Source organism: Mesorhizobium sp. UC74_2 (assembly GCF_042701485.1).
GTDB lineage: Bacteria > Pseudomonadota > Alphaproteobacteria > Rhizobiales > Rhizobiaceae > Mesorhizobium.
On the sequence record NZ_CP170562.1, the window covers coordinates 3,928,491 to 3,941,648 of the forward strand.

The 13,158-nt window shown below is 64.5% G+C and carries 11 protein-coding genes; 9 read left to right on the forward strand and 2 right to left on the reverse strand.

Translation table 11 applies throughout. From position 1 onward, the window contains the following. Positions 1-61 precede the first annotated feature (61 nt). From ACFJIU_RS19095 to ACFJIU_RS19120, 6 genes are read left to right on the forward strand one after another with little or no spacing between them, the layout of a single operon-like run. Positions 62-1,051 (forward strand): ABC transporter permease, encoded by a 990-nt coding sequence (locus tag ACFJIU_RS19095; protein ID WP_379062503.1) that lies wholly within the window; start codon positions 62-64, stop codon positions 1,049-1,051. A gap of 9 nt (positions 1,052-1,060) precedes the next feature. Then, the gene (locus ACFJIU_RS19100) at positions 1,061-1,981 is read left to right on the forward strand and encodes an ABC transporter permease (protein WP_379062505.1); all 921 of its coding nucleotides are present in this window, start codon (positions 1,061-1,063) and stop codon (positions 1,979-1,981) included. Next, positions 1,978-3,855, forward strand: coding sequence for a dipeptide ABC transporter ATP-binding protein (locus ACFJIU_RS19105; RefSeq protein WP_379062507.1), 1,878 nt, complete (start codon positions 1,978-1,980; stop codon positions 3,853-3,855). Before ACFJIU_RS19100 ends, ACFJIU_RS19105 begins: the two co-directional genes overlap by 4 nt. After that, the gene (locus ACFJIU_RS19110; RefSeq protein WP_379062509.1) at positions 3,852-5,069 is read left to right on the forward strand and encodes a M20 aminoacylase family protein; all 1,218 of its coding nucleotides are present in this window, start codon (positions 3,852-3,854) and stop codon (positions 5,067-5,069) included. The genes ACFJIU_RS19105 and ACFJIU_RS19110 overlap by 4 nt, the downstream gene beginning before the upstream one ends. 31 nt (positions 5,070-5,100) lie before the next feature. Next, positions 5,101-5,859, forward strand: coding sequence for an SDR family NAD(P)-dependent oxidoreductase (locus ACFJIU_RS19115; protein ID WP_379062511.1), 759 nt, complete (start codon positions 5,101-5,103; stop codon positions 5,857-5,859). 41 nt (positions 5,860-5,900) lie between these two features. Then, positions 5,901-6,518 carry a cupin domain-containing protein gene (locus tag ACFJIU_RS19120; RefSeq protein WP_379062513.1) on the forward strand — a complete coding sequence of 206 codons (618 nt, stop codon included), beginning with the start codon at positions 5,901-5,903 and terminating at the stop codon, positions 6,516-6,518. Positions 6,519-6,534: 16 nt separating this feature from the next. On the opposite strand, the gene ACFJIU_RS19125 is transcribed toward ACFJIU_RS19120, so the two are convergent. Continuing rightward, positions 6,535-7,461, reverse strand: a complete 927-nt coding sequence (locus ACFJIU_RS19125) for a PfkB family carbohydrate kinase (RefSeq protein WP_379062515.1) — start codon at positions 7,459-7,461, stop codon at positions 6,535-6,537. 9 nt (positions 7,462-7,470) lie between these two features. Then, positions 7,471-8,565, reverse strand: coding sequence for an ABC transporter ATP-binding protein (locus tag ACFJIU_RS19130; protein ID WP_379062517.1), 1,095 nt, complete (start codon positions 8,563-8,565; stop codon positions 7,471-7,473). A gap of 76 nt (positions 8,566-8,641) precedes the next feature. On the opposite strand from ACFJIU_RS19130, the gene ACFJIU_RS19135 reads away from it, so the two are divergent. The 3 genes from ACFJIU_RS19135 to ACFJIU_RS19145 are packed head-to-tail and all read left to right on the forward strand — an operon-like array spanning position 8,642 to position 13,121. Further along, a complete protein-coding gene (locus ACFJIU_RS19135; RefSeq protein WP_379062519.1) occupies positions 8,642-9,835 on the forward strand; it encodes an ROK family protein in 1,194 nt (397 codons plus the stop codon). Beyond that, on the forward strand, positions 9,836-11,179 hold the full coding sequence (locus tag ACFJIU_RS19140; RefSeq protein ID WP_379062520.1) for a hypothetical protein: 1,344 nt from the start codon (positions 9,836-9,838) through the stop codon (positions 11,177-11,179). After that, positions 11,172-13,121 carry a TIM-barrel domain-containing protein gene (locus ACFJIU_RS19145; protein WP_379062522.1) on the forward strand — a complete coding sequence of 650 codons (1,950 nt, stop codon included), beginning with the start codon at positions 11,172-11,174 and terminating at the stop codon, positions 13,119-13,121. Before ACFJIU_RS19140 ends, ACFJIU_RS19145 begins: the two co-directional genes overlap by 8 nt. The last annotated feature ends 37 nt before the right edge of the window (positions 13,122-13,158 follow it).

Below are 13,158 nucleotides of genomic sequence, written 5' to 3' on the forward strand. Positions count from 1 at the left end.
CGCGCCGCGCGGCGGCGGTCGATCCGGCTATCGCCTGCGCTTGCTGTCTGAGAAAGAGGTCATGGCATTCGCGTTCGAATTCTTCCTGCGCCGCATCGGCCAGGGTCTGGTCATCGTGCTTCTCGTCGCCTTCGTGATCTTCACGCTGCTGCGTATCGTTCCGGGCGATCCGATCCGCATCATCCTCGGGCCGATGACCCCGGCCAGCGTGCTCGAGGAAACAGCCAGGAACCTTGGGCTGCGCGATCCGATCCTGGTCCAGTTCGGCCGCTTCGTGACGCAGGTCGCGAGTGGCGACCTCGGGCGGTCGTTCATCCGCGGCGTCCAGGGCGGCAGCACCGGAGGGTCGCAGGATAGCGCAGGCTTCGATCCGGAGAGCCGGGCCTCGGTCGCCGAGCTCATCGGCACTGCCCTGCCCTACAGCCTGCAGCTTGCCGCGCTCGGCATCGCCTTCACCTTGCTGGTCTCGGTGCCGATCGGGCTTGCCGCCGGCCTGCGCAGCGGACGCTGGCCGGACCGGCTCGGCCTCTATGTCAGTTCCTTCCTCGTATCGCTGCCCAACATCTGGGTCGGCGTGGTGCTGATCTTCCTGCTGTCGGCCAAGACCGGCCTGCTGCCGGCGATCGGCTACAAGGGTTTCGCCTACACGATCATCCCGGCGATGGTGCTCGCCATCGAGCTGTCGCCGGTGCTGATCCGCGCCATCTCCGTCTCCGTCGCGGCCAATCTCGGCGAGACCTATTTCGATGTCGGCCTGGTGCGAGGCCTGTCGCGCCGCGCGATGATCGCCAGGCACGTCCTGCGCAACGCCGCCGTGCCGCTGCTCAACCTGTTCGGCGCCCAGATGATCGGCATGCTGCTCGGCGGGTTGTTCGTCGTCGAATACATCTTCAGCTACCCGGGACTCGGCATGCTGACGATCAACGCCGTCTTCCAGCGCGACTTCCCGATCATCCAGGCCGTCGCGATCCTGGCCAGCGGCGTGCTCGTCGCCATCAACATGCTCGTCGACTTCGCCTCGACGACCATCGACCGTCGCTTGAAGTTCTGAGGCCGGCAGATGAACAGTTCGACCGCACAGGCTACCTTGCCGAAAACCAGCCAACCAGCCAGGAGCCGCAGCGTCGCCGCCCGTATCCTGCGCCGTGCCTGGAGCTATACAGAGATGCGCGTGGCAGCCTCGGTGTTCCTGGCGCTGGCGCTGCTCACCGTGCTCGGCCCCTTCATCATCGACGCCTCGGCGACCAAAATGAACGTGACCGACAAGTTCCTGCCGCCGATCTTCATGGAAGGCGGCAAGCTGCCGCATTTCCTCGGCACCGACCAGCTCGGACGCGATCTCTTGCTGCGATCGCTGATCGGGCTGCGCAACGCCTTCGCCATCGGCGTGGTCAGCGTCGTCGGCATGTTCGTCATCGGCTGCGCCATCGGCATCTATGCCGGCTATCGCGGGGGCTGGGTCGACGTGATCCTGATGCGGCTGACCGACGTGCAGATGTCGATCCCGGTGGTCATCCTGGCGATCACCATCCTCGGTATGTCACGCCCCTCACCCGCATCGGTGATCGCCGTGCTGATCCTGGCAAGCTGGCCGGTCTATGCCCGCGTGTCGCGTGGCGTGACGCTGTCGGAACGGCAGAAGGAATATGTGCGCGCCGCCAAGATCCTCGGTGCCAGAGACCTGCGCATCATGGTGCTTCACATCGCGCCGAACATCCTGCCGCCAATCGCCTTCGTGGCGGTGCTGGACGTCGCGCGCATGATGATCTTCGAAGCGATCTTCGGCTTCATCGGCATCGGCATCCAGCCGCCGACCCCGACCTTCGGCACCATCATCTCGTCGGGCACGCAATATCTGCTCAACGCCTGGTGGATCACCATCGTGCCCGGCGTGCTGCTCGCCCTGGCGCTCAGCAGCCTGAACCTGATGGGCGGTGTGCTGGAACGGGCGCGCAACCAGATCCTGCAGGGAGGCGCATGATGGGCAAGATCATAACGCTGCCTGCCGCAACCTCCGAACCACTGATGATGGTACGCGGCCTCTCGGTCGCCATCGACGGAGCCGCCGGCGAACGGCAACTGCTGTCGGATATCGACCTGACGGTGAACGCCCGCTCGGTGCTGGGCATCATCGGCGAAAGCGGTTCCGGCAAGACCATCCTGTCGCGGGCGCTTGTCAACTGGGTACGGCAGCCGCTCAAGGTCACCGGTGGCACCGTCCGCTATGGCGGGCGCGATCTTCTGACCTTGCCGGAGGCCGAGATGGCGCGGCTGCGCGGCCGCGAGATCGCCTATATCGGCGCCAATCCAACCAGCGCGCTCGATCCCACCGTACCGGTCGGCCACCAGATCCTGGAAAAGCTGCGCACCGTCTCGCCGCAGCTTTCGCGCGAGGCGGCACGCAAGCGCGTGATCGACACGCTGGATGCCGTGCGCATTCCTTCGCCGACCCAGCGCTTCGACGAATATCCGTTTCAGTTCAGCGGCGGCATGATGCAGCGCGCCTTGATCGTCGATGCGCTGGTCTCCAACCCCAGGCTGCTGATCGCCGACAACATCACACAGCCGCTGGACGTCACGGTGGCCGCACAGATCCTGCGCCTGCTGCGCGACCTGCAGAAGGACTTCGACACGGCGGTGGTGTTCATCTCGTCGTCGCTCGGCATTGTTTCCGAGATCGCCGACGACCTGATCGTGCTCGACCGCGGCCGCATCGTCGAACACAGCCCGGTTTCCGACCTGCTGCGGAAGCCCCAGCATGCCTATTCGCGGAAGCTGATCGCCAAGGTTCCGAAGCTCTGGTCGATCGGCGCGACAATCCCCAGGCCGTCTTCCGCCGATGTCGTGCTCGACGTCCGTGATGTCGAAAAGACCTACGAAGTCCGCGACCGCAAAGCGATCTTCGCCCATCGCAAGGTCAAGGCGGTCCGTGGCGTCTCCTTCACCGTCCGGCGCGGCGAGAACTTCGGCATCATCGGGGAATCGGGCTGCGGCAAGTCCACGCTGTCGCGGTTGCTGAGCTGCCTCGAAGCGCCGAACAGCGGCCAGATCCTGTTCGAAGGCCAGGACATCGCCACATTGCGCGGCACCAACCTGCTGGCGCTGCGACGACGCTTTCAGTTGCTGCTGCAGGATCCATACAACGCCATCGCTGCGCATTGTTCGATCGGCCGCACGATTGCGGAACCGCTGTTGATCCACGGGCTCGGCAGCCGCCGCGAGATCGAGGCCAAGGTTAAGGCGGTGATGGCCGAGGTCGGCCTGCCCGAAACGCTGTACGATCAATTGCCGGTCGGGCTGAGCGCCGGCCAGCGGCAACGGGTCAACATCGCCCGCGCGCTGGCGCTGGAACCTGAACTGCTGATCCTCGACGAGACGCTGTCGGCGCTCGACCAGGTCGAACAGGCAAAACTGCTCGACCTGTTCGAAACGCTGCAGGCCCGGCGCGGCATCACCTATGTCTACATCTCGCACGATCTCGCCATGGTGCGGCGGGTCTGCGCCCGCATCGCGGTGATGTATCTCGGCCGCATCGTCGAACTGGCCGACAACGAAACCATGTTCGAGCGTTCGGCGCATCCCTACACACGGGCGCTGCTCAGCGCCGTGCCGACCGTCGAACACAAGCCATACCGGATGGAAACCTATCTGCTGGAAGGCGAGCCGCCGGACCCGATCGACATCCCGCGGGGCTGCAGCTTCCGCACGCGTTGTCCGTTCGCGTTCGACCGCTGCGCCATCGATGATCCGGTGCGCGGGGCCGACGTCGGCGTGAACACCAGCGCCTGCCATCTGCGCGCCGACAGCCTGCCGCCGTCAGAGCCAGCAAGCGCATCGAATGGAACACCTGCGTGACCCTCATCGAAAACCAGAACGGAAGTCGGCGCGTGGGATCGGCGGAGGCTTTTTTTCGCGACCGCCAGGCAATCTATGCCGGATGGCGCCAGCATCTGCACCAGTTCCCGGAAGTGGCCTTCCAGGAACACAAGACTGCTGCCTATATCGCGGAACGCCTCGCCGAAATGGGGCTCGCGGTGGAGACGGGTCTTGCAGGAACCGGTCTTGTCGCGACGCTGGAGGGCGATGAACCCGGGCCGGCACTCGGCTTGCGCGCCGACATGGACGCATTGCCGATCCTTGAGGAAAGCAAGCTCACCTATCGCTCGCGTCACCATGGTGTGAGCCACGCCTGCGGCCATGACGGGCATATGACCATGCTGCTTGCAGCAGCCGACTATCTGTCCCGTCACCGCCTCGCCGGCAGCGTGCGTTTCATCTTCCAGCCAGCCGAGGAAGCCGAAGGCGGCGGCCGCAGGATGGTCGAGGAAGGGCTGTTCGACCGCTTCCCGGTCGATGCCATTTTCGGGCTGCACAACTGGCCGGGGCTGCCGCTCGGCACCGTTGCGGTCAGGCCCGGGCCGATGATGGCGGCGATGGACCTTTTCACCGTCACCATCAAGGCATCGGGCGTCCATGCGGCACTGCCGCATCTCGGCACGGATGCCATCGTCGCGGCGGGCACCTTGATCAGCAGCCTGCAGAGCATCACCAGCCGTGCCGTGGATGCCATGCAACCGGTCGTGGTGTCGCTGACGCAGATCCATGGCGGCAATTCGCTCAACGCGTTGCCGGGGGAAGTCGTGCTGCACGGCACTGTGCGGGCCTTCTCCGAGCAGGCACGGGCAACGGTGCAACAGCGGCTGGAGCAGATCGTCAACGGCATCGCCATCGCGCATGATGTGAAGGCAGTGCTCGCCTTCACGCCGAAATATCCAGCCACCATCAACGACCCTGGTGTGGCGGCCGCAGCCGCGGTCATTGCAGCCGAGACCTGGGGCGAGCAGTCGGTGATCACCGAGTTCGAGCCGAGCATGGCGTCGGAAGACTTCGCCTTCATGCTTGACGCCAAGATGGGTTGTTATGCCTGGATCGGCAACGGCAACCGCACGCCGCTGCACAATCCGGGCTTCGACTTCAATGACGCGCTGATCCCCTATGGCGCGCTCTATTGGGCCGCCCTCGTCAATTCCTGGCCCAAAACCGCAATCGGCACAGCCGCACAGGCGTGATCGCCCTTCACACAATGAGGAGAACCAACAGATGAGACTAGCTGGCAAGAGGGCTTTGCTGATCGGCGCCGCAACCGGCATCGGGCGCGCCTGCGTGGAGGATTTCGCCCGCAATGGCGCCGCCGTCGTCGTGGCCGACATCAACGAGCCGGCGGCGGCGGAAGCGGCCGCACTTGCCCGCTCGCACGGCGCGACCGCCCACAGCGTGGCCTGCGACGTGCGCGACGAGGACTCGGTGCGTAACACCGTCGACTATGCCGAGCGCGAACTCGGCGGCCTCGACACGCTGGTCTTCCTGGCCGGGCTGATGCGCACCGGCGCCATCGACGAGGTCGAAGCCACGACCTGGGATGCGATCTTCAGCGTCAACGCGCGCGGCACCTTCTTCGCTGCCAAATATGGCGCCCCGGCCATCAAGCGCGCCGGCGGCGGCAGCTTCATCACCACATCTTCACTCGCCGGCCTGCGTGGCGCGCCGGGCATGACTGCCTATGCCGCGGCCAAGGGCGCGGTGATCGCCTTCACCACCGCGCTCGCGCAGGAACTGGCCCCGGCCAACATCCGCGTGAATTCGGTCCTGCCGGGCTGGATCGACACCCCCTTCAACACGCCGGCTATTGATTATATGGGTGGCGTCGAACCACACGGAGAGGTCGTCCGCCGCATCGTGCCGCTCGGAAGGCAGGGAACGCCGGCGGAGGTTTCGCCGATTTATGTGTTTCTCGCCTCCGAGGAGGCGCGCTACATTACCGCCAAATCGATGATGGTCGACGGCGGCATGGCGCACTGAACCGGTAACGATCGAGTCAACGGACCAGGGAGGTCCGATACATGATGGATGCGGCAGGGTCGGTGCTCGACCAGGAAATCGAGAACCTGTCCGACGCCCGGCGCCGGGTCGGCATCAAGCTCAAACTTGCACGTCAGACCAAGGGCCTGACGCTGAAGGAGCTTGCCCGCCGCAGCCGTTGTTCGGAGAGCCTGCTCTCCAAGGCCGAGAACGGCAAGGCGCTGCCTTCGCTGCCATTGATCCATCGGCTGGTGCGGGTGCTGGAGACCAACATCAGCTGGCTGTTCGACGAGACCGAGCCGGAAGACACGCCCGTCTTCCGCGCCGGTGAACGGCCAGTGGTGACGCTCGACAACCGGCCGGGTGATGGTGCCGGCGTTTCGTTCGAGCGCATCATTCCCTACAAGGGCGGCCATCTCCTGCAGAGCACGATCCACCACATCGATGTCGGCGGCAAAAGCGGAGAGGCCATCACCCATGAAGGTGAAGAGACCGGCTATGTGCTGCGCGGCAGGATCGAGCTGAACCTCGACGGCGTCGTGCACAGCCTGCAGGCAGGCGATGCCTTCTGCTTCCGTTCGCATGTGCCGCATTCCTACCGCAACACCGGCGACGAACCCGCCAGCATCCTGTGGACCTGTACGCCACCGACTTTCTAGGCCGCCAGGGACCGGATCACGCTCCGGCCACTAGCCAGTCAAGGTCGAGTCCGGGGGCGAAGTTGCGAAGCTCAGCCGGATCGGGAAGGCCGGCGCGGCCGTCGGGACGGGTGCATTTCAGCGCGGCAACCGTGTTGGAAAAGGCGATCGCATCCACAACAGGACGGCCCTTCGCCAGCGCCAGTGCAAACGCACCGTGGAACGCATCACCGGCGCCCGTGGTGTCAACGACGCCAACACGGGGCGGCAGCGCATTTCGGAGGTTGCCATCCTCCAGCCAGAAGAATCCATCCGCGCCATCCGTTACGCCCACGAGGGTGTGTGACGCGCGACGCGCGCGCCTGAGCCCCTCTTCGATCGAATCCGTTCCCGTGAACTGGGCAAGGCCGGGGCGCGAAAAGATGACGTGGTCGGCAGCTCCCACGATCGCGGCGACGGTGCCGGATGCGTGACGCGAGATGTCGGCATCGAGCAGCGAAGGAATGCCGGCGGCCCGGGCGGCGTGCAGGCATCGCAGTGCGCCTTCAGGCCAGGTCAGGTCGCACAGCACCGCATCGCCCCAGCTTTTCGGTTCGAGCCAGTCCGCCGCAGAGGGTAATTCGGGGTCCGTATAGGCCACGATGAGCCGTTCGCCGCGCGAATCCACCAGCACGACAGCGCCGGAGGATTGCACGCCCGGGAACGCCCGCAACCAGGTCGTATCGACACCCACGGCCTCGAATTCCCGGCGCATCGTGGCTGCGGTATTGTCCTCGCCTGTCCGCGCCGCGATCAACGCATGCCCGCCGAGCCGGGCCACCGTCACCGCCGCCGTCGCGGCGGGGCCGCCGCCCACTTCGTGCCGCCGCTTCGCGTACACTTTCACCGCATGATCGGGGATGCGGTCCAGGGTGAGGATGGTGTCCTGGAGCGCAAGTCCGACACAGAAGACGGAGCATTTCATGGCCGGCCTCTAGACAAGACGCATGCCCGTCTCGGGATGGAAAAGATGGATCGCGTTGAGATCGACGGTGAAGCGACGTGACGTTTCGCCGACGCGGACGCTGCCCGGGCGCACGCGTGCCATGACCTCGCGTCCGCCCAGCCGAACCACCGCCATGGAGTCGGCGCCATGGTCCTCGACCAGGACGACGTCGGAAACAAAGGCGCCGGCATCCGCGGCGTCCCCTGCGAGGCTGACATGTTCGGCGCGCAAGCCGACGTCGATCCGGTCGGTGCCGGCGCGGCGTGCTGCTTCAGCCCGGCCCGGCCGCAACGGCAACCGATGGCCTTCGCCGAAATCCAGCACCGCGCCGCCCGTGCCGATGTCGATGGTTGCCGGCACAAGAGTCATGGGCGGTGAACCGATGAAGGTTGCCACGAAGCTGTTCACGGGATGCTGATAAATCTCATTTGGCGAGCCGATCTGCTGGACTTCGCCGAGCCGCAACACGACGATCCGGTCGGCCATGGTCATCGCTTCGGTCTGGTCATGGGTCACGTAGATGCTCGTGGTGCCGAGTGCCGCCTGAAGCTTGCGGATTTCCATACGCATGCCGACGCGCAGCTTGGCATCGAGGTTGGACAGAGGCTCGTCGAACAAAAAGACCTTGGGGTCACGGATCAGCGCGCGGCCAAGCGCCACACGCTGGCGCTGGCCGCCGGAGAGCGCACGCGGCTTGCGGCCGAGATAAGGTTCCAGTTCGAGCATCTGCGCGACGTCACGCACCTTGTCGTCGATCTGATCGGCAGGCAGATCGCGCATCTTGAGCGAGAACCCGAGATTCTCAGCGACCGTCATGTGCGGATAGAGCGCGTAGTCCTGGAAGACCATCGCCATGTCGCGGTCACGCGGCGCGACGGCGTTGAGGCTGCGGCCGTCGAGCATGATGTCGCCACCGCTGATCTCTTCCAGCCCTGCAATCATGCGCAGGAGCGTGCTTTTGCCGCAGCCGGACGGCCCGACAAGCACGACGAACTCGCCGTCGGTGACATCCAGGTCCACCGCCTTTACCGCGTCAACGGTACCGAAGCGCTTGTGCACACCTCGCAGCGTCAACTCAGTCACTTCTTCTCTCGCTCCCCGTTGACAACGGCCATTTTTAAAGCAGGATAATTACACTGTGTAAATATGTGATCTCAGAATGTCCGGTCGATTTGTTCCACGCAGCCGAAGGGAAACGCGAGCCAGCGTTCTGGAGAGCCTTCTGCGATCGAAAGGCGCGTTCCGAACCGGAATCGCACGAGATTCCAATCTCACGGAAGCCAGCGTCTCGAGAATCCTCAATGAACTGCGCAAGGAGAACATCGTCGAGGAGAAGCGTCAGCAAACCAGCAATGCAGGCGCACCGACCGCTTTTGTTACACTAAGCAAAGATATTGCTGTCCTTGGCATCGAACTGTCCAACAGCCGGCTTTCCTTCGGTGTCGGAGACCTGAAGGGGACGCTGGATTACGTCGAACGCGTGCCGGCATCGCCGCAGCTTTCGCAGCAGGAATTCGAACGTCTCTTCGCCGAGGGCACCGCGAATGTCGGCGAGTGGATCAGCGCGCGCGGCATCGCGTTGCGCCAGGCAGCAATGTCCATCCCCGGCTTCGGACGCGAAGGCGGCAATCCGATCTATCCCTGGGATATGAACCGTCTTGCGCAATCCCTGGGCGCGGCACTGCCGGGCGTGCCGCTGACATTCACCAATTCTGTGATCGCCCAGGCTGCGTTCCATCGCTATTCGCATCCGGCCGGCTATGGCATTTCGGGCGACCACCTCTTCCTGTTCGCGGGACATGGCGTGGCCGGGGTCATCGTCAATGACGCGGCACCCGTCGATGCATTCTCCGCTTTCGAGATCGGCCACATGGTGATCGAGCGCGATGGTTTGCCGTGCCGCTGTGGCCACAAGGGCTGCCTGGAGGCCTACACGTCGCTGCGCGCCATTTCGCCGATCATCGGCTTGAGCGATGCGGATATCCTGACGAAGGGCGACCGTTTCATGGAGGCGCTGAGCGTCGATCCAGCCGCCCGCGAAGCGCTCCGCGAGCGGCAGTTCCTGCTCGGGCTGGCCCTCGGCAACGCGCTCAACCTGCATTCCGTCCCCAAGGTCGTCGTCAGCGGCTGGCCCTCGCTGATGCCGGAGGTCGATCGCACGGCGATCGCTGACGGGCTGAACCAGAGCCTGCTTGGCGGCTATTCGCCGGAGCGCCTGGAGCTCTCGTTCATCGAACCCTTGATCGGCAACGACCCTAAGGCGGCGCTGCACTATGCGGCCTACTGTTTCGTACGTGGCGGTGCACTGGACGACAAGACCGGTCAACATGCCACGCTGGAGGAGATCGCCTGAATGTTGACCCAGAACCCGCAGGCCACCGGGCGTGTCGGTGTTGTCTTTGTCGCCTCGCCGCTGTTTTCGGAAGCCGCGGCAACCGAATTGATAACGCACACCTCGGCGCTTCTCGGCTCGGAGCGGCTGGCCGGCCAGTTCGCCATTGCATCGAAACTGGCGCGTGACCGCGCAAGCTGCAGCGAAGCGTTCGAGCAATTTGACCTCGATAACCTGGACGCACTCATCATTCAGCTCTCCACCTTCGCGACTGCGGAATTGCTGCATGAAGTGCTTTCGCATCTCGGTGAGCGTCGCCTGCCTATCGCCCTGTGGGCGCTGGAGGAGACGGACCAGATCATCACCAACTCGCTGTGCGGCGTGCAGCTCTGGGCTTCGACCCTGACGCGGTTCGGGCGCGGTTTCACGCTTTTGCTCGGCAATCCCGACGATGCCGAACTGGCCAAGGACCTGGCCGCCTTCACCGCAGCGTCCCGTGCGCACGGGCGCATTCGCGGCGCCCGCATCGCCCTTGTCGGAGCGCATGCCGACTGGTTCACCAACCTGGCTGTCGATCCGTGGACGATCCGCCGGCATCTGGACGTGACGATCGAGCAGATGACGCTCGTCAAATTCCTCGACGGCTGCAAGGCCGAGCCTGAGGCCGAGGCCGTGGCCAGCAAGCGCTGGGCGGAGGCGAGTTTCGACGGCGGTGATGACGAAGTGGGACGCGCCACGCTCGGCCGCACCTATGCGCGGCTTGCGGCGGGACTGGACAAGGTCAAGGCCGATGCCATCGCGATCCGCGACTGGCCAGAGATCCTCTATGCCGAGAACTTCAAGGGGACCTGGGGAGCGCTTGGCGAGTTGTCCGATCGCTCTGTACCGCTTGCGCCGGAAGGGGATGTCATGGGCGCCGTCACGGCCCTGGTCGCCCGCGCATTCGACGAAGCCTCCCTGCCCTTCCTGACAGACATCTCCGGCATCGATCGTCACAACGACAGGCTGGTGCTCTGGCACTATGGCGTGAGCCCGCGCCTGGCCGATGGGCCACGTTCGCTCGACCCCGTGCTAAAGCAGGAGACCTTTCCGCTGAAAGCCGGACCAATGACCTTGATGCGCCTGTCGCTGCGTGCCGACGGGCAGTTGCGCATCTTCGTCAGCGAGGGCGAGATGCTGGCCCAGCAATCGCAAGCCAATCGTGCTGCCGGTTTCTTCAGGCCAGACAGGGCCGATTCAGAAACCCTGATCCGCCACTTCATCGACGAAGGCTACGAACACCACGTCACCGCCGTGTACGGGCGCTGGGCCAACGCGGTGCTACATCTCGGCCGCCAGCTTGGCGTGCAGGTCGACCATGTCTGAGACGATGGGCAGAGCAAACTTTCCGGCCGGCGCGGCATACCGACCGATCGGCCTCGGCTGGCGTACCGCCGGCGGATCGTGGACAAGTGGTGCCTTCGAACAAAGCGGCGAACTTTCCGTATCGACGACGCGACGAGGCGACAGCCGACACATCGTTGCAACGCATCCGCAGGCCGAAGCGATGGAGATCGTCTTCGCGGTGCCAAAGGCATTCCAGGCTTTCGGCGGTGGCGAACGCTTCGAGACGCTGAACCTGCGCGGCCAGTCGGTGCGGTACTATCTCGAGAATTTCGGCCTCGGCAACGGCACCTACCTGCCGTCGCCCTGGATTGCCACCTCGCTCGGCTACGCCGTCTATCTGCCTGGCGAGGCGGCTGCGATGTTCCATGTCGCGGCTCCGTTCGACCCGAACGTCCTGCGCATTCAGATCGAGGGAAACCGACTCGAGCTCGAGATCGATCTCGGCACCCTGGACCAGCTCTATCTGGCACTGATCGAACGCATCGGCCCGCCGATACTGCCGGAGGATTCCTTCTTCGGCCTGTGGAAGGCCGGAGACTGGCGCATTGAGAATGCCAGGACCGTGGAGGCCGACATTGCGGGCTACCGCAACCTCTCCCTGCCAATGGCGGTCAAGCTGATCGATGCCTACTGGGCAAGCGAGGTCCATTCCTTCGAATTCGACACCACGAAGTATCCCGACGCCTGGGACATGGTCACCCGCATGGCCGCGGATGGCACGGATATTTACCTATGGCTGTGTCCCTGGGTGGTCGTCGGCACGAAATCGTTCACCTATGCCAGCACAAAGGGCTACACGATCAGGGACGCGGAAGGCTCCGCCATCACCCGCAGGCCCGGCGCCAATCCCAACATCGTCGCCGCCTTGATCGACTTCTCCAATGCGGAGGCCAGCGCCTGGTGGTCGAAGAATTTGCGGAAACTGCTCGAGCGCGGCATCAAGGGCTTCAAGGCGGATTTCGGCGAGCAGCTTCCCGAACACGCACTGCTGCATTCCGGGGAAACGGGCGGACAGGCTCATAATGCCTTCGTCCGCTATTACCTCGAGGCGACAATCGCTGCTTTCGACGGGAGAACTCCGGCCATCATCAGCCGCTCGGGCTCGCCGCGCGTTCGCGCCCCGATCTGGAGCGGCGACCAGACCTCCGACTTCTGCCCCAAGACCGGCCTGCCCTCGGCGGTCCGCGCCGCGCAAAGTGCCGCCTTCGCAGGCTGGTCGTTCGTCGGCAGTGATCTCGGCGGTTACTTCGGCACGCCGACCACGCAGGTCTTTGCGCGATGGGCGCAGTTCTCCTGCTTCACGCCGCTGATGATGCTGCACGGACTGGGTTGCCGCGAGCCGTGGGACATGGATGCGATATCCGTCGCGGTGTATGACGACTACGCGCGCCTGCATCTTTCCTTGCTGCCGGTGTTCCAACGTCATGGGCACGTGGCCGCAAGCGGCGGCCTGCCACTGCTGCGCATGATGCCGTTGTCCTTTCCGCAAGTGGACTGGTCGGCGATCAACGATTGGGATCAGCAATACATGCTGGGCGACGACATACTGGTCGCGCCGGTCGCCTTCTACGGCAATACGCGGGCGGTCTACCTGCCCGAAGGAAGCTGGTTCGATGTGCTTTCCGGCACCTATGTCGACGGGTCGACCTGGCGCATCCACGACGTCCCCCTCGACAGGATGCCGATCTTCATCCGCAAGGGCGCCCGCCTTGTGCTGGCGCTTGATGCGCAGACGCGGCGCGCGGTGGAGATCGTTTTCGCCGAGCAGGCTTCGAAGACGCCGCAAGGACAGGACGGCTGGTCCGTGGAGGCGATCGGCATCGTGAAAGGCGCCAACAAGGGCGGGACATCGGAGCCTGAACTGGCCGTGTTCTCGAAGTGGTTCGGCGCCGACATCGAATGGATAAGCGTCATGACTTAATCCGCCACCGTGAAGCCTTGGGAGAAGGTTTGCGGCG